The following is a 20,497-nucleotide window of genomic DNA, read 5'->3' as shown; positions in this document are numbered from 1 at the left end:
ACGGCGCCGCCGGGCATGATCGTGGGGAAAATGGCGGTCATGTCTGCTTCGGAGCCACGCCCGGTCGCTCGCCCGGTCGCGGTGCTCGCCGCCCTGCTCACCGTCGCCGCCGGGCTCGGGATCCGGGCCGTGGCCGACGGGCCGGTCGCCAAGTACGGCGGGGACGCCCTTTACACGCTGCTGCTGTACGCGCTGGTCCTGGCGGCCGCTCCCCGTACGCGGCCCGCCCGCGCCGCCTCGGTGGCGCTCGCGGCGAGCTGGGCGGTGGAGTTCTTCCAGCTGACCGGCGTCCCGGAGGAACTCGCCGCGCGCAGCGTGCTCGCCCGCCTGGTGTTCGGCACCTCGTTCAACCCGCCCGACCTGTTCTGGTACGCCATCGGCGCAGGCGTGGGCTGGACGGCACATCGCCTGACCTGCCGTACGGCCCGGCCAGGCTGATCCCTGTTCCGGGGCTATGCCAGGACATGGGGGACCGATGGAATAACAAGGGCCGAGAGTCGGTTAGAGTCGGTACCGGTCGATGTGGTCTGTGTCCCCCGGGCCGCAATTATCGCCTTCACGGAATACCGTTCGGCTGGAGCCGTGTTGTGCCTCTCGCCGAGGAGGCGACCGCCACATCGGCCTTCGCGTGGGCGCCCCGCGAGACTCGTTCTCGTGGGGCGTCCGCGTATCACCTCCACCCGGTTGGCTGTGCCGTACAAAACCTGAGCACGCCACACGTGGCGACGGCACAATCACGTGCGCGGCGGCCTAAGGTTGATCGCACGTGCCCGATGGAGGAGAGTCCGTGCTTTACCGCGCCAGCAAGATCATCAGTGTTCCGTTGATGCGCCTGCTGTGGCGACCGAAGGTCGAGGGCAGGGGCAACGTCCCCGCGAGCGGGCCGGCGATCCTCGCCTCCAACCACCTGTCCGTGCTCGACTCCTTCATCCTGCCCGCGGTGCTGCCCCGGCCGGTGCGGTTCGTGGCCAAGAACGAGTACTTCACCGGCAACCCGCTGACCGCCCTGTGGATGCGCGGCATGGGGACGGTGTCGATCGACCGGGAGAACGCGTCGGCCGCCCAGGCCATGCTCGACTCGGCCGTGGAGGTGCTGAAGGCCGGCGAACTGTTCGGCATCTACCCCGAGGGCACCCGCTCTCCCGACGGCCGCCTGTACCGCGGCAAGATCGGTGTCGCCTGGCTCGCGCTGACCACCCACGCGCCGGTGATCCCGGTCGCGATGATGGGCGTCGACAAGGTGCTGCCGCCGGGGGCCACGGTGCCGCGCCTGTACCGGATCGGCATCCGGATCGGCGAGCCGATGACGTTCGCCGGCGATCCCGGGCGGGCGCGCGACCGGCGCGAGGTCACCGATCAGGTGATGGAGGCCGTCCAGCGGCTGTCAGGCCAGGAGTACGTCCCGAAGTACGCGGCGAGCGTCAAAGCGGCCACCTGATCGCTGTGGGGGCCGGCACGCAGCCGGGATGCGGATCTCCATCTGATCACGTTAGGCTCTGGGATCGATCCGGACCTCAGGGGGTGTCACACGGTGCCGCGAGGACGTACGGTCGTGATCATATCTGCCGCGGTCGTGGTGGCCGCGGCGGCCGGGGCGGGGGGTGCCTACTACCTGCTGCACACCAGGGGAACGCCGCTGGAGACGGCCCAGCGCTTCACGGCCGCATGGTCACGCGGGGACCTCACGGCCATGAAAGCCGAACTCGCGGCCCCGGCCGCCGGCTTCGAGGCGGCCTATGCCGAGCTCACGAAGAACCTGGGCGCGACCAAGGTCACCGTCACCGGCATGCGCGTGAGCGACCCTGTCGACGACCGCTCCACCGCCTCCTACACCGCGACCGCGTCCCTCAAGAACGTGGGCGAGTGGACCTATAAGGGCAAGTTGCAGCTCGTGGTCAAGGACCGTCACTGGAAGGTGGACTGGTCTCCGGCCGCCGTCCATCCCGCGCTGAGCGGTGCCAACCATTTGGCGATCAAGACGACCTGGCCGGCCAGGGCCGCGATCATGGATGCCGGCGGCGCCCGCATCGATGACGGCGACGACGGCGGTTCGGTGCAGCAACTCGTCGGATTTCTGGACAAGGCCACCGCCAAGGACGTCAAGAAGCTGGGCGCGGCCTATCGTGTGGGCGGCGCGGTGGGACGCGGTGGCCTGCAGGAGACCTTCGAGAGGCGGCTCGCCGGCACCCCGACCACCGAGATCCAGGTCGTCGGCAGCGAGAGCGAGACACTGCACACGATCAAGGGCAAGCGGGGCGAGGACGTGCGGACCAGCCTCGATCCGCGGGTGCAGAAGGCCGCGGCCGATGCCGTACGCGACCTGCCCAAACCCACCTCCCTGGTGGCCGTCCGGCCCTCGTCCGGTGAGATCCTCGCGGTCGTCAACAGCCAGGGCGGCTTCAACCGGGCCCTGGACGGCCGCTATCCGCCGGGTTCGACGTTCAAGACCATCACCGCCGCCGGGCTGCTGGCCACCGGCGTCACCCCGTCCTCGACGGTGACCTGCCCTCCGGAAGCGAACGTCGGCGGCCTGAAGATCCGAAACTCCGACCACGAGTCGTTCGGTTCGCTGTCGTTCCTGGACTCCTACGCCCATTCCTGCAACACCACGTTCGCTCCGATGACCGCCGAGAAGCTGGGTGCGCAGAAGCTGTACGACCTGGCGGGCGATTTCGGGTTCAACCGGCCGCTCAACATCGGCGTGCCGGCGACGACGGGCAGCATGCCCAAGGCGACCAGCGACGCCGAGCTGGCGGCCGAGTCCTTCGGTCAGGCCGAGATCACCGCCAGCCCGCTGGTGATGGCGGGGGTCGCCGCCACCGTGGCCGACGGGTCGTGGCGCCCGCCCACGCTGGTGCCGTCTCTCAAGCAGAAGGCCTCGCCCGCGCCGCTGCCCGACGGGGTGGCCGAGCAGCTCCGCGCGATGATGAAGGCCGTGGTGACCAAGGGCACGGCACGCACCGCCGGCCTGCCGGCCGGGACCGCGGGCAAGACCGGGACCGCCGAGTTCGGCACCGGCCCCGAGCTCGACTCGCATGCCTGGTTCGTCGGCTACCGAGGCGATCTCGCCTTCGCCGTCGTGGTCGAGGGCGGCGGCGGAGGTGGCGCGGTCGCCGCCCCGATCGCGGCCACCTTCCTCAAGGCCCTCGGATAAGGCCATCGGACAGAGCCAGACCAAGACGAGCCCAGAGCCTCCCCCTGCCGTGATCTTGCGAATTCTCGCAGTCGGCGCCATGAGCAGGCACTTCACGTCCATGTTCTTGCAGTTTCTCGCAGGCCTACCCACTGACCAGCGAAAACACTGTCGGTGATCTTGCACTTCCCGGCGACCGCAAGATCAGCTAATACATAGACGCAGGTCGTACGGCGTGCCTGCGATTATCTGCAAGATCACGGAATGGATCCGCGCAGGTCGGGAGGCTTTCGTGCGAGAATTCGCAAGATCACGGAGTGGGGGCGGGGCGACGTGCTTCGAACAGGAAGCAGCCGAACTCCACCGCGCGAACGTGGATCAACGCGACCTCCGGGTTGTCCAGGAGTGATTCCAGCAGCGCGGACGCCATCGCGGGATCGGTCGAGCGGTGCTCCTCAAGCAGGTGCCCACCGAGGATGGAGCCGTCGGCCCGGTAGGCGCGGAACACGCGCCGAGGCCCACCCATCGCCTCCGGGTAGCCCGGTCGCGGCCCCGCACACGGTCCCGCGTGGATGAACACCGGCCCCAGTTCCTCATACGGACCGGGATCGGCGCCGGTCTCGGCCATCCAGCGGCGCAGCGGCGAATAGGAGACCAGCAGGGTATCCTCCCCCGGCTCCGACCGCCGCAGACAGCAGCGCAGCGGGCTGCCGCCCTCGGTGTCGGCGACCTGTCGCGGCTCCCGGCCCGCGTCGTCCACTCTCCTGAGTTGATCCACTACAGCGGGCTCGATAGCCCGGATCTCGTAAGCCATGCCTCCAATCGTCGGCCCCCGTCCCCGACGGACGCTGGCGGAAACCGGTCATCGTGGTCGGTGCCTGGCTGCGTAACAGCTCGTGCTCAGATCGGGAGGGCGGCCGCGTTGTGCTGGAGAGCCATGATCAGCAGAGCCGTGATCAGCACCACGATCAGCATCCAGCTCAACGTGATGATCATGGTGGATCGGCGTGGCCAGCGGGCCCCTGCCCCGCCGGCGGCACGATCGGCCGTCCGCCGCCGGCCGTGCTCCCTCCGCTCCACCCTCTGGTTGAAGGACTCGATCCTGGCAGCCAGCTTGGGGTCTTCGTCGGTGAGATGCCGCTCGATCATCGTAAGCATTCGCTCTTCGTCCTGCGACCAGGCCATGGCGCAACTCTCCAGAACGCGAGGTGTGTGCCGACTTTCTGCCCATCGATCAAGATCGTTAGCCGTTTCCAGGGCCGGTATTTACCGCGCGTTGAAAGTTGCGACAGGTCTCGAAATTCTGTTCTAATGTAGTCGTGCGCTGGGACAATCTGCGCCTTGACGATCAAGGGCCTGACGATCGAGGAAACCACGGTGATGTGACCTGAATCACATCAACCATCGGCGCTGTCGGATACGTCTCAGGGAAGAGGGGATCATCAGTCGACATGAACGGGGCATGTCTTGTCCTTGTTACGCGGATTTTCGTTACGCGGATCTTCATTACGCCGCACCGCCGCCAAGGCGATGGTGAAGGCGATCGAGGCGCGTGACCGGCAGCGTTCCCGATCGGCTTCGCCGCCCGACGTCCACGAGGTGCGCATTCTGCTGCTGCACGCCAACGGCATGGGCGGCACGATCCGTACGGCGTTCAACCTCGCCGGGCACCTGGCCCGCACGCACGACGTCGAGATCGTCAGCGTGGTCAGGCAACGCGAGGCGCCGTTCTTCCCGGTTCCCCCCGGCGTCCGCATCCGCTATCTGGACGATCGGCTGCCGCGGCGCCGGGGCCTGCTGTCCCGATTCCCGAGTCGGCTGGTCCCCAAGGACGAGGCGGCCTATCACTGGTTCACGCTGAGGACCGATCTCAAGCTGGTCCGCTACCTCCGGTCGCGGCGCGGCGGCGTGCTCATCGGCACCCGGCCGGGCCTCAACCTGATCGCCGCCAGGTTCGCCCCTCCGGAGATCATCACGATCGGGCAGGAGCATGGCAATCTCGTCGGGCACCGGCCCTCGGTACGCTCCCGGATCACCCGGGGGTACGGCAGGCTCGACGCGGTCGTCACGCTCACCGAGGCCGATCTCAAGGCCTACGAACGCGCCTTCGAGCGCGCCGGCAGGCCGCGACCGGGCGTGCTGGCCCGGATTCCGAACGCGGTGCCCCGGCTGGAGGGCGGTCTGTCTCCGCTCACCGCGAAGACGGCGGTCACGGTCGGCCGCCTCACCCATGTCAAGGGCTATGACCTGCTGATCCGCGCCTGGGCGCACGTCGCGGCCCGGCACCCGGACTGGACGCTGCTGATCTTCGGCTCCGGACCGCGCCAGGAGAAGTTGCAGGCCGCCATCGACAAGCGCGGCCTGACCGATCAGGTGCTGTTGGCGGGGCCTGTCCAGGACGTCGGCGCCGACCTGGTCAAGGCGTCGATGTTCGTGCTCAGCTCACGCCGCGAGGGCGGGCCCATGGTGGTCCTGGAGGCGATGAGCAAGGGGCTCCCGGTCGTCAGCTACGCCTGCCCTACCGGACCGCCCGAGCTGATCACCGACGGCGTGAACGGGCTGCTGGTCAAGCCCGAGAAGATCCACGCTCTGGCCGACGCGATCTGCGCGGTCATCGAGGACGAGGAGCTGCGCGCCAGGCTGGCCGCCCAGGGGCCGCCGACCGCCGCCCGCTATGACATCGACGTGATCGGCCCACGGTGGGAGCGGCTCCTCGCCGATCTGGGCGCGCTCCGCCGCGGGCTCTCCCCCGACCGGCTCACCGACAGGCACTCTCCCCGTTCCACGGATCTCGCTGATTTCCCGGCCGAGCTCTGACAGCGACCGGCGGCGCCCACTGGAGGACCGACCGGGAGGCGCCGCCGATAGGGTGATGCCGTGCGCATGGGGAGCGCGGCGATCGCGGGGACCGCGACGCCCAGAAAGATCAGAGGGATCGCGACGGAGGCGATGCTGCCGCGGCTCCTGCTGCTCGTGGCCGCGCTGCTGGCCGTGAGCCTCGGTCACATCGCCGCCCACCTCTGCGGCCCCGCCCCCTCGATGCCCGCGCTGTGCGCCCACTGCGATGCCGCACCCGGCGGCAACGGGGAGGACGGGCTCGCCGGGCACGGCACACCGGCCGGGCACACGGCGGCGGACCTGGCGCCGCCGGTCACGGCTTCCGGCCCGGATTCGGATCAGCCGAACCCGATCGTCTTCTGCCTGACCGCGGTCGCCGCGATCCTTGTGACCTTGGTGCTGCGTCTGCTGGGGGCCGGCCGCCTCCCCAAAGGCGTACGCGGCCCAGGTGAGCGGCCGACCCGCCTTCCTCCGGCGCGCGGTTCGCCGGCTCCGCCGTTCGCGCTGTCGCTACGACGCGTCGCGGTTCTGCGCGTATAGAGGCTCCCGGCCAGGTCAGGCACGTCTTCGCCTCACCCGGTTCTCCGTGTGCCCTTTCCGTACGTGAACTGTGAGCGAATCATCATGTCATCGATCGATCGACGGCTCTTCCTGCGCGCCGGTCTGGCCGCCGCCGGAGGCGCCCTCGCCACCGCCTGCTCCCCCGCCCGGAGTGAATCAGCACGCCGATCAGCGGATCCCCGGCCCGGGAGCGGCGCCCTTGTACGGCCGTCGGGCCCCGAGGTCGGCGCCGCGGAGGCGGCGCGCCGGCCCGGCCAGGTGCGCGAGTTCCACCTGATCGCCCGGGAAGGCCGCGCCGACCTCGGCGGTCCCGTGGTCCGGACCTGGATGTACGGCGACCGCCTGCCCGGGGAGCCGATCCGCGTCCGGGCCGGCGAGGTCGTCCGGGCCCGGCTGACCAACCGGCTCCCTCAGGAGACCACCGTCCACTGGCACGGCCTCGCCCTGCGCAACGACGCCGACGGCGTACCGGGGGTCACCCAGCCGCCCATCCCCCCGGGTGGGGAGATGGTCTACGAGTTCACCGCGTCCCATCCCGGGACGTACTGGTTCCATCCCCATCACGGCACGCAACTGGATCGCGGACTGTACGCGCCGATCATCGTGGAGGATCCGGCCGAGCCGTATGACTATGACGACGAGTGGACCGTCGTCCTCGACGACTGGCTGGACGGCGTCACCGGCACACCGGATGAGGTGCTGGCCGAGATCACGTCGATGTCGGGGGGCGGCGGCCATGGCGGTGGTCACGGCCATGAGGGGATGTCGATGCCGGACTCGACGGCATCCCCGGGGGCCTCGTGGCCGCACATGATGATGAACGCGGAAAGCGACCTCCTCGGCGGCGACGCCGGAGACGTCTACTACCCCCACTTCCTGGTCAACGGCAGGACCGCGACGGCCCCGCAGACCTTCGCCGCCAATCCGGGCGCCCGGCTGCGGATCAGGATCATCAACGCCGGCGGCGACACCGCGTTCCGGGTCGCACTGGCCGGTCACGCCATGACCGTGACCCACGCCGACGGCTTCCCCGTCGTGCCGGTCGAGACCGACGCGCTGCTGCTCGGCATGGGCGAGCGGTACGACGTGCTGGTCACCCTCAAAGATGGGGTGTTCCCCCTGGCGGCACTGGCCGAGGGCAAGCGTGCCGTGGCCCGGGCCCTGGTCCGCACCGCCCCCGGCGCCCGCGCGCCGAAGGCAGACGTCTGGCCGGCCGAGCTGGACGGCCGTCTCGCCTCCTATGACCGGCTCACCCCCGCGGACGCCGTACGGCTGCCGGCCAGGGCGCCGGATCGCACGATCAAGCTGATGCTCACCGGGAGCATGGCTAGGTATGACTGGGCGATCAACGGCAGAAAGTACGACCCCGAGGTGATCGAACCCGTGAAGTCCGGCGAACGGGTGCGGCTGTCCTTCGTCAACCGGACCCTCATGTGGCATCCCATGCATCTGCACGGCCACACCTTCGCCCTCGGGGCGAGCGGCCTACGCAAGGACACCGCGATCGTGCTGCCCGGAGCGACGGTGAACGCCGACTTCGACGCCGACAACCCCGGCATCTGGATGATCCACTGCCACAACATCTACCACGGGGCGGCCGGGATGATGACCCTGCTCGGCTACCGGGCCTGAAGGAGGAGCTCAGATGACGGACATCTTCGGCCCGGTCCGGGATCGCCACGGCAGGTTCGGAAGGCTCGGCAGGCGAGGAATGCGGGTGGTCGGCGGGCTCCTGCTGACGACCACCCTGGCCGCCTGCGGCGGGAGCGCCGACGAGGCTGCCGTGCCGTACGGCACCGGCCCGACCACCTCCGCTGTGCCGGCCGATCAGGGCGTCGGCCACGTGCACGGGCTGGGCGTCGACCCCGCCACCGGCAAGGTTTACGTGGCGGGACACTTCGGGCTGTTCACCGTCGAGGGCGGCCAACTGGTCCGCGTCGGCGACCGCGACGCCGACCACATGGGCTTCACGGTCGCCGGGCCCGGCACGTTCTACGCCAGCGGCCATCCCTCGGCCGCCGACATCGCCGCCGGTCAGGCCCCGCACCTGGGCCTGATCCGCTCCACGGACGCGGGCACGACCTGGGAACAGGTGGCCCTGGCCGGTAAGGCCGACTTCCACGCCCTGCAGGTCGCGGGGGCCAGGGTCTACGGCTACGACGCGCAGACCGGCCGGGTCTGGCGGGGCGAGAGCGGAAAGCTCACCTCGGCGGCCCGGCTCGACCTACTCGACCTCGCCGCCGGAGCGCGCACCCCGGACACCGTCTATGCCACCACGCCTGAGGGGGTGAAGGTCAGCGTGGACGGGGGCGAGACGTTCCGGCCGCTGACCGGCGCTCCCCTGCTGTCGTTCCTCGACGTGACGGATGAGGGCGAACTCATCGGCGTGGCTCCCGACGGCGGGGTCCACGCCAGCGCGGACGGCGGTGCGACCTGGCGCGCCCGGGGTCGCCTGCCCGCGCACGCCGTCGCCTTCACCGCCGTCTCCGCCCGGCACCTGCTCGCCGCCGCCATGGACGGCACGGTTTACGAGTCGACGGACGGAGGAACCGGCTTCGCCGTCATCCATCAAGCGTGAATGACCTTCCAGCGTCCGTCTTTACAATGTAGATTTCGTGCTCACCGCCTGGCTGCTGGCCTTCGGCCTCTACGCCGGGTACGGCTACCGCCGCGCCGGCCGTACGGCGTGACGGGTGCCGGTCAGACCCGGTCGAGGGGCCGATGCGGTTCCGGCGGCAGCTCAACCTTGATCGGATCACCGGGCCGTACCACGCCGCCTTCCTTCACGACGCCCATGATCCCGGCTTTGCGCACGAGGTTGCCGTCCTCGTCCCGGGCGACGACCTCCTTCAGCAGTCCGTCCTGGAAATTGTCGATCTGCACGCAGGGATTGCGCAGACCCGTGACCTCCACGATCGCGCCGTCCCCGAAGCGCAGCAGCGTGCCCACGGGCAGGCCGAGCAGGTCGATCCCGCTGGTGGTGATGTTCTCCCCGAGCTCGCCGGGTGCCACCCGGAAGCCCTTCTGGCCGACCTCCGCGAAGAGCTCCTCATGAATGAGGTGGACCTGACGGAGGTTGGGCCGGGTGGGGTCCTGCGCCACGCGCGAGCGGTGCTTGACCGTGACGCCGGCGTGCACGTCCCCCTCCACGCCGAGCCCCGCGAGCAAGGTGATGCTGCTCCGGTTCGGCTTGGTGAAGGAGTATTCGCCGTTGCTGCTGACCGCCGTCACTGTCCCACCCATGCCGCGCAGCTCCCCCCATACACCACGATGATCTGTCACGACCCAAGACTAATCGGGCGAATGCCGCGCACGTTCGATCATCTCGGCGTGATCCGGGCGTCGCCGGTACTTCTGGAGGAGGTGGATCGAGGCCGCGCCCAGGGCGACGCCCAGCAGGACCATGAGGATGATCGTCGGCCACTGCGCCCACGACGGCAGGTACAGGGCGAGGAACCACGCTCGGCTGTCCACCCCTGTGATCTTGAAGACGCCCGGCACGATGCCCTGGGGGAACAGCGCGATCGGGCAGAGCGTCATGCACAGGCCGACGATGGCCTGGTCGCGCCTGGGCAGATCTTCGTACCTGGCCATCGTGCCGGCGCCGGTGTCGCGTCGGCCCGTGCGCATCAGGTGAAGCAACTCCGGGCCGTGACCGCGCAACCTGCGCGCGGCCAACGCGCCCAGGCCCCACCAGCACAGCACCCCCGTCGCCAGGCCGACGGGCACCCCGGCCCAGCCGTACCGGAGCGCCACGATGCCGGCGGGCAGCGCCGTGAGCAGCCCCAGCGCCAGCATGGCGTACATCATGCCCGTCGCCGAGCCGTCGTCTTCCGTGGTGCGCAGGGGGTTGCCGCCGCGCTTGTGCGGATCGATTCCCGGCACGAGCCCATACACCGAGACCAGCGGCACCAGCCCGGCTCCGCCGCCGAGCAGCGCGAACATGATCGACAGCACCAGCGGCCACGGACCGTCGACGAGCGCGGTGAGCGGGAGCGTCAGCGCGAGCGCCACGGGTGTGACGAACAGCAGCCAGGCGAGCTGGCGGCCGCGCACGTCGCCGGCTCGCGGGGTGAGCAGCGTGAGCCAGAGCGCGGTCCCGTCGGTGCCGTAGATGTTGGCCGACATCGCGGCGGCCATCAGGATGAAGATCGGACCCGCCCACGGCAGCATCTGGTCCCAGCCCATCAGCAGTGGGATCGCCGCGAAGAACACCCCGTAGGCCAGGGCGAACGTCAGCTGGTGGGTCCGGACCAGATCACGTGACCAGGTGCGTGTCTCCTTGCCCAGCACGGCGCCGGTCGCCGTGGTGGCGCGCATCGGCCTGCGCCCTCCGGTGGCGGCCCGTGCGCGTCCCACTCGCCGGGTCAGCAGCACCGCCCACGCCGCGAGCAGCAGCACGGCCAGTAGGGCCAGGGCGGCGAGTGCGGCGGCGACCCGTCCCCACCTGCCAGCGGCCGCGGACTCGACCGCGACGAGGCCCCACCCGGACGGGACGGCGCGCACCACGTCGGCCACCACGGGCGGCACCCCGCCTGCTTCGCTGTAGGCGACGGCGAACACCCAGCCCTGCCCGAGCAGCGCCAGCACCATGCCGTTGATCAGTCCGGCGGCGATCGCACTCACCCGCGAGCGCAGCGCGAGGCCGAACACCGCGACCGCGACCTTCGACAGCAGGACGAACACCACCAACTGCAGCAGCAGGGCGGGCAGCGCCACCAGGCCGGCCGCGACGCCCTGCCGTATCCCGAAAACCGCCAGCCCCGTCAGCGCCAGCAGACTGATCACGGGCGCGATTCCGACGAACGCGGCCGCCAGCAGCCCGGCGGCCAACCGCCGGGGCGGCAGGCCCAGCGGTGCGAAGAACTCCGGCCTGATCGTCTCGTCGCCGCCGCCCGCGAAGACCGGGCCGAGGATCCACCCGAGCATCCACACCGCGTAGGCGGGGCCGAGCAGCTCCGGCCCGGTCAGCGACAGCGCGATCGTGCCGACCGCCAGCGCCACGCCGAGCAGGCCGCCGAGGGTGATCAGGCCGGCCCGCTGGCCGGTCATCGAGTTGCGGATGATAGCGATCTTCATCCGCGCCATGGTCAGCGCGACAGCCACGACAGCTCCTTCGCCTCGCCGTCGTCCGCGCCGACCAGCTCAACGAACCTGTCCTCCAGCGTCTGCGAACCCCGCACCTGCGACAGGGTCCCGGCAGCCGCGACCCCGCCCTTGTCGATCACCGCGACGTGGTCGCAGAGCTGCTCCACCAGCGCCATCACGTGGCTGGACAGCACGATGGATCCCCCGCCCGCGACGAATCCCCGCAGGATCGTCTTGATCGTCGCCGCGGACACCGGGTCGACGGCTTCGAACGGCTCGTCCAGCACGAGCAGCCGGGGGGCGTGCAGCAAGGCGGTGGCCAGGCCGATCTTCTTGCGCATGCCGGTCGAATACTCGATCACCAGGGTCTTCTCCGCCTGGTCCAGCTCGAGCACCGCCAGGAGCTCCTCGGCCCGCTCGGCCACCACCTCCGGCGGCAGCCCGCGTAACAGGCCGAGATAGGTCAGCACCTCCCGGCCCGTCAGCCGCTCCGGCATGGCCAGGCCGTCGGGAAGCACTCCGACCAGCGCCTTGGCCCGCGTCGGGTCCGCCCAGACGTCGGCGCCGAAGATCTGGGCGGTCCCGCCATCGGGCCGGAGCAGGCCCACGGCCATCGACAGCGTCGTGGTCTTGCCCGCGCCGTTCTGTCCGACCAGACCATAGAACGAACCTTGCGGAACGTTCAGATCGACCCCGTCGACGGCGACCTTTTCTCCGAACCTCTTGACCAATCCCGTTATTTCCAGCGCAGCGGTCACGGGCCCTCCCAAGGGCGACGGCGATCTGGCGAAGATGCGGCAGGCCCTGAAATCATCGAGCGGGCATGGGCCACCGATCAAGATTCAAGATAGTTCAACCGAACTCCTGAAGATCGGGCAATGGGTGCGTACCCGGCGTGAGATCCTCGCAGACGATGGATCACGACGGACGGATGAATCCCCTGCGGGAGGGCGAGCAGGGCCCGGACGCCAAGGGCATGTACTGGCTGGCGGTTCTCGCGGCCGGTCCGGTGTGGGACATCGTGCGGATCGGACGGCAGGCCCTCACCGAGGTCCGGGCCGCGGTCACCGGCTACCGGGGGCGTGGCCTGGCCATCGAGCTCGAGACCGCCCGCACGGCGCTCGCCGACGCCGGCATCGCCGCCGCCCTCCGCGTCCCTTCCGTACGGCTCGCGCCGGAGACCGACGCCCTGCTGGGCTGGGCCGTACGGGAGGGCGTCACCAATGTCATCCGGCACAGCGGCGGCGTCAACGGTGAAGTCGAACTACGCGAGGGCGACGGTCTCGTACTGGAGATCCGCGACGACGGCGCGGCCGTCGGGCCTGCCCCTGGCCAGGGCGGAGCCCGGGGCAACGGGCTGGCTGTTCCCGGTGTCGCAATACGGGAGATGCGGCCCGCCCTGGTGGGACAGCACCATGAACAGCAGCGACACCTGCTCCGGATCGTCGACCGGGAACACCGGGCGAGCCGCCGGCGACAAGGGACCGACTTCGGCAAGGGCAAGGTGATGAAAACCGTGACCGGGCACCAGATCGTGGACACACTGACCCAGGGGACCATGCCGGACGACCGTCCGCACGACTCGGCGGGCATCGAGGCCCGATGGAAGCTGATCGTCGATCACGAAGGCGTGACAATCGCCAGCGACCGTTTCCGGCTCACGGCCGTCGGATCGCACGCCGAGGACGACGACCTGTTTCCGGAGAGGACGTTGCTGGACGCAATGGACTCCGGCGAAATGGAGGCCATCCTCTCCGAGCTGCACAGCGTTACCAGGCGGACCTACGGGCAGTTCTGCGGCCTGGCGCGTGCGCTCGAGATGGTCGGCGAACGCTGGGCCCTGTTCATCATCCGTGACCTTCTTGTCGGCCCCAAGAGCTTCGCCGACCTGCGCGAGGGCCTGCCCCGGATCCCCGCCGACACGCTGGCCGCCCGCCTCAAGGAGCTCGAACGGACCGGGGTGGTCAGCCACCGGCTCGTGCGGGGGCCCGGCGCCGAGGTGGTGGTGTACGAGCTCACCGAGTACGGCAGCCGCATCGAGGACGCGGTCATCCAGCTCTCCCGCTGGGGTGCGCAGGTCCTCGACCAGCCCCGGCCGGAGGACATCGTCACCGTCGACTCCATGATCATGGCGCTTCGCACAACGTTCCGTCCCGAGGCGGCCCGCGACCTCCGGGCGAGCTTCGAGGTGCGCATCGGCGAGATCGTCCTCAACGCACAGGTCGACGACGGCACGGTCAAGGTGGCCGCCGGGCACCTTCCCGGCGCCGACCTCGTCATCGAGCCGGGCCCCGTGCTCACGTCCCTGATGTCGGGCGAGGTCAGTCCGGCCGAGGCCGTCGCCGAAGGCATGGTGCGTCTCACCGGCGACGCCGGCCTGCTGGACCGCTTCGTCGAGATCTTCACGATCCGCCCCGACGCGCACTCACCGGCCTGAATCGGGTCTGAATCGGGTCTGAATCGGGCCGTCACGGCTGTGTCTCGGCGAAGAATCCGGCGGCGAAGGTGACCTGGGCGAGGGCCCGCTGGCCGGCCTCGTTGGGGTGGAAGAAGTCCCACGGGCTGACCATCTTCAGCGAGAAGGGGTAGCCGAAGACCGCACCGCCGTCATAACGGCAGGCCGGGCCGTACCGTAGGCAGGCCGTCCGGAGTTGCTCGTTGTAGTCCATCACCCGCTCGCGGACCTCCACACGCCTGGTCTCGTCCGCCTTCGCCGTGGACCCGGGGTTGGCCAGCATCGACTGGCAGGTGCGGCCGATCGTCCAGAACGCGCGGGCCCAGCGGTTGTCCTTCCCGATCCGCCAGAGCCGCTTCAGATCGGGAATGCTGGCGACGAAGACCCTCGCGCCCGTCGGCCGGAGCACGTCGAGGGCGGCCTCGATCCGGCGCCGATAGGTGACCACCGGAGTCATGAGCTTCGGCGACCGGGTGCACGCGTCCTGAGCTCCCACGAGGATCGTGACGTAGTCGGCCCCGCCCTCGACGGCCTGCCGGGCCTGTGCGGCCAGGTCGGCGCTGGTCGCGCCGGGGACCGCGAAGTTGAGGTTGTGCCCCTTCAGGGCCGGCGCGAGCGCCAGCAGGCGCAGATAGTGGCTGCTCACTTCGGGGTTGTCCCCGGCCGACCATGATCTCGAGGTGCACGAGACGTACCAGCCGCACGCGTTGAACCCGGCGCTGATCGAGTCGCCCAGCGCCGCCAGCACGGTTGGCAGTGCGCGCGGCGCCGCCGTCAGACGGTGCGCGCGGGCCGGTCCGGCCGCGAGCAGCGTCCCGGGTGTGAGCAGAACGGAAAAGGCCAGGACCGACGTGATCTTCTTGATCATGAACACCTCCGGGTGACCAAAGGTAGGGATCACCCGGGGGCGAGCTCCATCTCCACGGCGGAATGCGCCGCTTCCCTGACCAAGTTCCTATCGCCGCTTGACAGAAGGGCATCAGCTACCGCCTGCGGTCCGGGCAACGGGGGTCCCTGCCGAACCAGGTACGGATCTTGCGTAAAGTGAATTGAGTGAGTGTCGTTCTTATCCGCCCCCTCGCGGTTCGCACGGTCGCGGTGAGCGACCCCGGCGATCTCCTGTCGCGCCTGCCGGATGCGATGCCGTACGCCTGGATCAGGCACGGCGAGGGCCTGGTGGGCTGGGGAGAGGCGGCGCGCATCGTCATTCCGCCCGGCCCGGACCGTTTCGACCGGGCCCGGGAGTGGCTCGGCTCACTCTTCGACGGGGCGCGCATCGACGACGAGGTCGAGGCGCCCGGCTCGGGACCGGTCGCGTTCGGCTCGTTCACCTTCGACGGCGACGCCGCCGGTTCCACGCTGGTCGTCCCGCGCACCGTGCTCGCCCGTAGAGGTGGCCGGGCCTGGCTCACCACGATCGGTGAGGCCGGATCCGTTCCGGTGACCTCGCCCGTCGAGCCCGGGCGCATCCGGTACGGCGACGGCACGCTGACCGCTCCGGAGTGGGAGCAGGCCGTGGCCAGGGCCGTACGCAGGATCAGGAGCGGCACCCTGGACAAGGTCGTGCTCGCCCGTGATCTCACAGCCACCGCCGAGCGTGACATCGACACGCGGGTGCTGCTGTCCCGGCTGGCCGTCCGCTATCCCGAGTGCTACACGTTCTCCGTGGACGGACTGACCGGGGCGACCCCCGAACTGCTGGTCCGGCACACCGGCCGGTCGATCGAGTCGCTGGTCCTGGCGGGCACGACGCCACGCGGCGCCGGACCGGCCGAGGACGCCGCCCGCGGCGTCGCGCTGTACGCCTCGGGCAAGGACCGCCACGAGCACGCCTGCGCCGTCGCCTCCGTCCAGGAGGCCCTGGCTCCCCTGTGTTCGACGCTGGACGTGCCCGCCCGGCCGGAGCTGCTGGTGCTGCCGAACGTGCAGCACCTGGCCAGCCGGGTCAGCGGGCGGCTGTCGGACGGCGCGTCCGTGCTCGACGTGGTGGCCGCCATGCACCCGACCGCGGCCGTCGGCGGCACCCCCACGGGCACGGCCCTGCGTGTCATCCGGGAGTTGGAGGGCATGGCGCGCGGCGGCTACGCCGGTCCGGTCGGCTGGATCGACTCCCGAGGCGACGGCGAGTGGGGCATCGCGCTGCGCTGCGCCCAGATCTCCGGCCGCCGCGCCCGGCTGTTCGCCGGGTGCGGCATCATGGCCGGGTCCGACCCCGTCGCCGAGCTCGCCGAGGCTCAGGCGAAGTTCCGCGTCATGCAGTACGCCCTCGAGGGGTGACCCGAGGGGTGAGCGGCGCGATCGCGGCGCCGGCGAGGAGCGGCCCACGGTTCGGCGGGCGACGGCTCAAGCGGCCCACGGGTCAGCGGCTCAGGTAGGTCGTGCCGCCGAAACGGGTGGTGGCACGGCCGGCGGTCGCGGTGGCCAGCCACTCCTCGAAGCCGGACGCCGCGTCGCAGGCCACGGCGACCTCGAAGGTGACGCGCGCGCCGTAGTCCACGCCGCGCAGCGGGTAATGCGAAGCGCGCAGATCGTTCTCCAGCCGGCCGGCGTGCGCGTGGTCGATCGTCACCTTCGCGATGGTCGCCGGAATCATCTCGACGGTCTCGGCCCGGTCGAGCGTCTCCCCGACCGCACCGCCGTACGCGCGGGCCAGTCCCCCGGCGCCCAGCAGCACCCCGCCGAAGTAGCGGGTGACCACGGCCACGACGTCGGCGAAGCCGCGCCGGGTGAGCATCTCGAGCATCGGTGTGCCCGCCGTCCCCCCGGGCTCGCCGTCGTCGTCGGCCTTGCGCAGATCTGTGCCGATGACGTATGCGGTGCAGTTGTGCGTGGCATCCGCGTGAAGTCGCCTGCGCCCGGCGATGAACTCCCGCGCGGCCTCCTCGGTGCCCACCGGCGCCATCGCGCAGATGAACCGCGAGCGGCGGACCTCGGTCTCGTGTTCGGTGATGTCTTTGATCGTCAGGTACGGCGCGGCCACGACGCCCAGGCTACTGGGACTCGGATGCGCACCAACCGGCGGCCTTTACCTTGTAGATTCAGGAGGCTTGAGATCCGACTTGAGATCCGAGGGTCAGCGGGCGCTGACCGTCTCGGGCGTCTCCTCCTCGGCGAAGGCCTTGGCGGCTCTGCGCTTCAGCCAGATCGTGCCGCCGACGCCGAACAGGACGGCGATCACGAGCCCCACCCAGGAAAAGCCCTTCAGCCACCGCTCGGCCACCATGCCCAGGTAGTAGACGGCCGCGGTGGTGCCGCCCGCCCAGACGATGCCGCCCGACACGTTGGCCACCAGGAACCGCCAGTACGACATGTGCAGCGCCCCCGCGAGCGGGCCGGCGAGGATGCGCAGCAGGGCCACGAACCGGCCGAAGAAAACGGCCCATACTCCCCAGCGCTGGAACAATCGCTCGGCCCTGGCGATGTGATGGGGGCCGAAATGCTTGGGGAAGCGCCGCCCGAGCCGGTCGAACAGCGGCCTGCCACCCTTACGCCCGATGAGGTAACCGATCGAGTCCCCCACGATGGCCCCGGTGCTCGCGCAGACGCCGACGATGAGCGGACTCACCACGCCCTTGGCCGACAGCAGGGCCGAGCTGACCAGGACGATCTCCCCGGGAAGGGGGATCCCCAGGCTCTCGAGGCCGACGACCGCGCCCACGAGCACGTAGACCCACAGCGCGGGGATCGTCTGCAACCACTCCTCGACGTGCATGCCACTCCTCTGCCGGGGGTAAACAAGACCTATTGTGCCGTCGCCCCGGGCACGCGACATCCCCCTTCAGGACCAGGCCGGGTCGGACCGCAGTCGGACCACAGTCGGACTACAGCCGGACCACAGGACGACCACGGGATGACCCCGCATCAAGACGGAGGTCCCCGGAGGGTCACTTCCGCATCGTCGCACGTACGGCGTCGCGCATCGCGGCGTGCACCTCGGCATTGCGCTCGCGGTCGGTGCGGACCTCGACCATCCGCAGACCGTCCCCCCTGATGGCCCCATTGATGGCCTTCGGTAGCTCATCGGTGTCTTCTAGCAGCGTATACGGCACGCCGGCGGCGGCCGCGAGGTAGCCCAGGTCCACACCGTGCGGCGTGCCGAAGACCCGCTCGAACGGCTCGGCCAGCGCGGCCTGGGGCAGCATCGAGAAGATCCCGCCGCCGTCGTTGTTCACCACGACCAGGCACAGGTCCGGCCGGGGCTCGCGCGGGCCGAGGATCAGCCCGTTCTGGTCGTGCAGCAGCGTCAGGTCGCCGATCAGCGCGTAGGCGGGGCCGTTGTGGGCGAGCGCGGCGCCGACGGCCGTGGAGACCAGGCCGTCGATCCCCGAGGCGCCCCTGGAGGCCATCAGCCGCAGGCCGCGGCGCGGCCGCATGGCCTGGTCGAGGTCCCTGACCGGCATCGACGACCCGCACAGCAGCAGCGCGCCGTTGGGCAGGGCCTCGGCGAGGTCCCGGGCCAGCCGGGGCTCGCTCAGCCCGGACGAGTCGAGCACCCGGTCGATCGCCTCACGGGCCAGGTGGTCCGCGTGTCGCCAGGAGCGCAGCCAGGTGTCGTCGCCCGAGGCGATCGGGATCTCCACGGCCTGGGCGACCTGGGTGGCCGAGCGGGTGGGGTCGGGCCAGCGGGTCAGGTCACCCGCGACCACGATGTGCTCCGCTGTCCGGCCCAGCCACGACAGCAGCGGCCGTGACAGCCCGGGACGGCCGAGGGTGACCACGACGTCCGGCCGGTGGGCGGCGGCGAACTCCTCGTCGCCCAGCAGGAAGTGGTAGGTCGAGATGGCGTGGTCGCCGTACCTGCCGCCGCCGTTGGGCTCCGACAGCACCGGCCAGCCGGCCATCCCGGCCGCGGCGACGTACCTCCTGACGTTGACCGCGCCGTCGCCCACCACGAGCACGCCGCGGCGGGTCGGCGGGATGTGCAACGCCGGCGCCGGCGGCGCGACCCTCGCCCTGACCTTGGGGCGGCCCTCGTCGACGGCGGGCAGCGGCTCGCACCAGTGCGCGTCCCCGTCCGGGATGAGCGGCTCGCGGAAGGCCGCGTTCAGGTGCACGGGCCCCGGGTCGTACGGCCCGGCCGCCCGCTGGTAGGCCCGGCAGACGAGCGACCGCCAGTACGCCACCTGGCCGGGCCGCTCCTCCGGGGTCCCGATCTCGGTGAACCACCGCACGGCCGAGCCGTACAGCTTGATCTGGTCGATCGTCTGGTTGGCGCCGGTGTCGCGCAGTTCCGGCGGCCGGTCGGCCGTCAGCACGAGCAGCGGAACGCCTGACTCCGACGCCTCGATGACGGCGGGATGGAAGTTGGCGGCCGCCGTGCCCGACGTGCAGACGAGGGCGACCGGCCGCTCGGAGCGCTTGGCGAGCCCGAGCGCGAGGTAGGAGGCGGACCGCTCGTCGATGCGGACGTGCAGGCGCAGCCTGGGCTGCGCGTGCGCGGCGAGCGCGAGCGGCGCGGAACGGGAGCCGGGGGCGAGCACCAGATCGGTCATCCCGCAGCGCACCAGCTCGTCGACCAGGACGGTCGCCAGCGCGGTGGCGGGGTTCACGGGCGGCGGGGGAACTTCGCGAAGTCCGGCTTGCGCTTCTCCTTGAACGCGTCGCGGCCCTCCTGTGCCTCCTCGCTCATGTAGTAGATGAGCGTGGCGTCACCGGCGAACTGCTGCATGCCGGCCGCGCCGTCGGTGACCGCGTTGAGCGCGCCCTTGAGCATGCGCAGCGCGATCGGCGACTTCTCCAGCAGCTCGCGGGCCCACTGGACGGTCTCCTCCTCCAGCCGCTCCAGCGGGACGACGGCGTTGACGAGCCCCCACTGCAGGGCGGTCTGCGCGTCGTACTGGCGGCACAGGTACCAGATCTCCCTGGCCCGCTTGAGCCCGACCGTCTCGGCCAGCAGCCAGGAGCCGTAGCCGCCGTCGAACGAGCCGACCTTGGGGCCGGTCTGGCCGAACCTGGCGTTGTCGGCGGCGATCGTCAGGTCGCAGCACACGTGCAGGACGTGGCCGCCGCCGATCGCGTATCCCGCGACCATCGCGATGATCGGCTTGGGGCAGCGCCGCATCTGCACCTGCAGGTCGAGCACGTTCAGCCGGCCGATGCCGTGGGTCTTGTCGTCGACGTAGCCGTCGTCGCCGCGGATCTTCTGGTCGCCTCCGGAGCAGAACGCCTTGTCACCGGCACCGGTGAAGATGATCACGCCGATCTCGGTGTCCTCCTGCGCGAGGTTGAACGCCTCACGCAGCTCGAACAGGGTCGTGGGGCGGAACGCGTTGTGCCGCTCCGGCCGGTTGATCGTGATTTTCGCGATGCCCTCGGCGGTCTCGTAGATGATGTCCTCGTACTCGCCCGACCGCTTCCACTCGACCCCGCTCGTCACACTCGCTCCTCAGTCGCGTCACCTACCGGCCGGTCACCGTCGGGTG

General features: G+C 70.5%; 19 protein-coding genes. 9 read left to right on the top strand and 10 right to left on the bottom strand.

Annotation, left to right across the window (positions count from 1 at the left end):
* Nucleotides 1-39: 39 nt before the first annotated feature.
* The 3 genes from Mth01_RS04005 (at nt 40) to Mth01_RS03995 (ending at nt 3,154) form a co-directional block, all read left to right on the top strand.
* Nucleotides 40-438: a DUF2809 domain-containing protein gene (locus Mth01_RS04005; RefSeq protein ID WP_204011369.1), complete on the top strand. Its 399-nt coding sequence runs from the start codon at nt 40-42 to the stop codon at nt 436-438.
* A 349-nt stretch (nt 439-787) separates the two neighbouring features.
* Nucleotides 788-1,438: a lysophospholipid acyltransferase family protein gene (locus Mth01_RS04000; RefSeq protein ID WP_239089335.1), complete on the top strand. Its 651-nt coding sequence runs from the start codon at nt 788-790 to the stop codon at nt 1,436-1,438.
* Between the two features lie 114 nt (nt 1,439-1,552).
* Nucleotides 1,553-3,154, top strand: coding sequence for a penicillin-binding transpeptidase domain-containing protein (locus Mth01_RS03995; RefSeq protein WP_239089334.1), 1,602 nt, complete (start codon nt 1,553-1,555; stop codon nt 3,152-3,154).
* 289 nt (nt 3,155-3,443) lie between these two features.
* Here the strand turns inward: Mth01_RS03995 and Mth01_RS03990 are convergent, their stop codons facing one another.
* Together Mth01_RS03990 and Mth01_RS03985 are read right to left on the bottom strand one after the other, a co-directional pair.
* Nucleotides 3,444-3,947, bottom strand: coding sequence for a DUF1203 domain-containing protein (locus Mth01_RS03990; protein WP_204011365.1), 504 nt, complete (start codon nt 3,945-3,947; stop codon nt 3,444-3,446).
* An 86-nt stretch (nt 3,948-4,033) separates the two neighbouring features.
* Nucleotides 4,034-4,318, bottom strand: coding sequence for a DUF3040 domain-containing protein (locus tag Mth01_RS03985; RefSeq protein ID WP_204011362.1), 285 nt, complete (start codon nt 4,316-4,318; stop codon nt 4,034-4,036).
* Nucleotides 4,319-4,663: 345 nt separating this feature from the next.
* On the opposite strand from Mth01_RS03985, the gene Mth01_RS03980 reads away from it, so the two are divergent.
* The 4 genes from Mth01_RS03980 to Mth01_RS03965 all read left to right on the top strand — a co-directional run bounded on the left by Mth01_RS03980 (nt 4,664) and on the right by Mth01_RS03965 (nt 9,110).
* The gene (locus Mth01_RS03980) at nt 4,664-5,950 is read left to right on the top strand and encodes a glycosyltransferase family 4 protein (protein WP_204011360.1); all 1,287 of its coding nucleotides are present in this window, start codon (nt 4,664-4,666) and stop codon (nt 5,948-5,950) included.
* Between the two features lie 60 nt (nt 5,951-6,010).
* A complete protein-coding gene (locus tag Mth01_RS03975; RefSeq protein WP_204011358.1) occupies nt 6,011-6,511 on the top strand; it encodes a hypothetical protein in 501 nt (166 codons plus the stop codon).
* A gap of 84 nt (nt 6,512-6,595) precedes the next feature.
* A complete protein-coding gene (locus Mth01_RS03970; RefSeq protein ID WP_204011356.1) occupies nt 6,596-8,164 on the top strand; it encodes a multicopper oxidase family protein in 1,569 nt (522 codons plus the stop codon).
* Between the two features lie 13 nt (nt 8,165-8,177).
* On the top strand, nt 8,178-9,110 hold the full coding sequence (locus Mth01_RS03965) for a F510_1955 family glycosylhydrolase (RefSeq protein ID WP_204011355.1): 933 nt from the start codon (nt 8,178-8,180) through the stop codon (nt 9,108-9,110).
* 122 nt (nt 9,111-9,232) lie between these two features.
* On the opposite strand, the gene Mth01_RS03960 is transcribed toward Mth01_RS03965, so the two are convergent.
* From Mth01_RS03960 to Mth01_RS03950, 3 genes are read right to left on the bottom strand one after another with little or no spacing between them, the layout of a single operon-like run.
* Nucleotides 9,233-9,775, bottom strand: coding sequence for an MOSC domain-containing protein (locus Mth01_RS03960; protein WP_204011599.1), 543 nt, complete (start codon nt 9,773-9,775; stop codon nt 9,233-9,235).
* 48 nt (nt 9,776-9,823) lie between these two features.
* Nucleotides 9,824-11,638, bottom strand: coding sequence for a hypothetical protein (locus tag Mth01_RS03955; RefSeq protein ID WP_204011354.1), 1,815 nt, complete (start codon nt 11,636-11,638; stop codon nt 9,824-9,826).
* Entirely contained in the window at nt 11,623-12,378 is a 756-nt protein-coding gene (locus Mth01_RS03950) for an ABC transporter ATP-binding protein (protein WP_204011353.1), read from the bottom strand. The genes Mth01_RS03955 and Mth01_RS03950 overlap by 16 nt, the downstream gene beginning before the upstream one ends.
* A 155-nt stretch (nt 12,379-12,533) precedes the next feature.
* On the opposite strand from Mth01_RS03950, the gene Mth01_RS03945 reads away from it, so the two are divergent.
* On the top strand, nt 12,534-14,057 hold the full coding sequence (locus tag Mth01_RS03945) for a winged helix-turn-helix transcriptional regulator (RefSeq protein ID WP_204011352.1): 1,524 nt from the start codon (nt 12,534-12,536) through the stop codon (nt 14,055-14,057).
* Nucleotides 14,058-14,088: 31 nt separating this feature from the next.
* Here Mth01_RS03945 and Mth01_RS03940 read toward each other — a convergent pair whose 3' ends face one another.
* On the bottom strand, nt 14,089-14,943 hold the full coding sequence (locus Mth01_RS03940) for a GDSL-type esterase/lipase family protein (RefSeq protein ID WP_204011351.1): 855 nt from the start codon (nt 14,941-14,943) through the stop codon (nt 14,089-14,091).
* Nucleotides 14,944-15,128: 185 nt separating this feature from the next.
* Between Mth01_RS03940 and Mth01_RS03935 the strand changes: the two genes are divergently transcribed.
* Nucleotides 15,129-16,352, top strand: coding sequence for an isochorismate synthase (locus Mth01_RS03935; protein WP_239089332.1), 1,224 nt, complete (start codon nt 15,129-15,131; stop codon nt 16,350-16,352).
* Nucleotides 16,353-16,434: 82 nt separating this feature from the next.
* Here the strand turns inward: Mth01_RS03935 and Mth01_RS03930 are convergent, their stop codons facing one another.
* From Mth01_RS03930 to menB, 4 genes are all read right to left on the bottom strand, one after another.
* Nucleotides 16,435-17,055 (bottom strand): YigZ family protein, encoded by a 621-nt coding sequence (locus tag Mth01_RS03930; protein WP_204011349.1) that lies wholly within the window; start codon nt 17,053-17,055, stop codon nt 16,435-16,437.
* 93 nt (nt 17,056-17,148) lie between these two features.
* Complete coding sequence (locus tag Mth01_RS03925; RefSeq protein WP_204011347.1) at nt 17,149-17,787, bottom strand: DedA family protein; 639 nt, start codon at nt 17,785-17,787, stop codon at nt 17,149-17,151.
* Nucleotides 17,788-17,959: 172 nt separating this feature from the next.
* Complete coding sequence (gene menD, locus Mth01_RS03920) at nt 17,960-19,624, bottom strand: 2-succinyl-5-enolpyruvyl-6-hydroxy-3-cyclohexene-1-carboxylic-acid synthase (RefSeq protein WP_204011344.1); 1,665 nt, start codon at nt 19,622-19,624, stop codon at nt 17,960-17,962.
* Nucleotides 19,621-20,451: a 1,4-dihydroxy-2-naphthoyl-CoA synthase gene (menB, locus tag Mth01_RS03915; RefSeq protein WP_204011340.1), complete on the bottom strand. Its 831-nt coding sequence runs from the start codon at nt 20,449-20,451 to the stop codon at nt 19,621-19,623. The genes menD and menB overlap by 4 nt, the downstream gene beginning before the upstream one ends.
* Between the last annotated feature and the right edge of the window lie 46 nt (nt 20,452-20,497).

It is taken from the genome of Sphaerimonospora thailandensis, from assembly GCF_016863115.1.
GTDB classification, from domain to species: Bacteria; Actinomycetota; Actinomycetes; order Streptosporangiales; family Streptosporangiaceae; genus Sphaerimonospora; species Sphaerimonospora cavernae.
The sequence above is the reverse complement of the archived record's forward strand: the minus strand, read 5'-3'. Positions and strand labels throughout refer to the sequence as shown.

What these genes read in the sequence shown, in the direction of transcription:
- Mth01_RS04005 (WP_204011369.1), top strand. Translation starts at nt 40, where the DNA reads ATGTCTGCTTCGGAGCCACGCCCGGTCGCTCGCCCGGTCGCGGTGCTC.
- Mth01_RS03990 (WP_204011365.1), bottom strand. Translation starts at nt 3,947, where the DNA reads ATGGCTTACGAGATCCGGGCTATCGAGCCCGCTGTAGTGGATCAACTC.
- Mth01_RS03985 (WP_204011362.1), bottom strand. Translation starts at nt 4,318, where the DNA reads ATGGCCTGGTCGCAGGACGAAGAGCGAATGCTTACGATGATCGAGCGG.
- Mth01_RS03980 (WP_204011360.1), top strand. Translation starts at nt 4,664, where the DNA reads ATGGTGAAGGCGATCGAGGCGCGTGACCGGCAGCGTTCCCGATCGGCT.
- Mth01_RS03970 (WP_204011356.1), top strand. Translation starts at nt 6,596, where the DNA reads ATGTCATCGATCGATCGACGGCTCTTCCTGCGCGCCGGTCTGGCCGCC.
- Mth01_RS03965 (WP_204011355.1), top strand. Translation starts at nt 8,178, where the DNA reads ATGACGGACATCTTCGGCCCGGTCCGGGATCGCCACGGCAGGTTCGGA.
- Mth01_RS03960 (WP_204011599.1), bottom strand. Translation starts at nt 9,775, where the DNA reads ATGGGTGGGACAGTGACGGCGGTCAGCAGCAACGGCGAATACTCCTTC.
- Mth01_RS03945 (WP_204011352.1), top strand. Translation starts at nt 12,534, where the DNA reads ATGGATCACGACGGACGGATGAATCCCCTGCGGGAGGGCGAGCAGGGC.
- Mth01_RS03940 (WP_204011351.1), bottom strand. Translation starts at nt 14,943, where the DNA reads ATGATCAAGAAGATCACGTCGGTCCTGGCCTTTTCCGTTCTGCTCACA.
- Mth01_RS03925 (WP_204011347.1), bottom strand. Translation starts at nt 17,787, where the DNA reads ATGCACGTCGAGGAGTGGTTGCAGACGATCCCCGCGCTGTGGGTCTAC.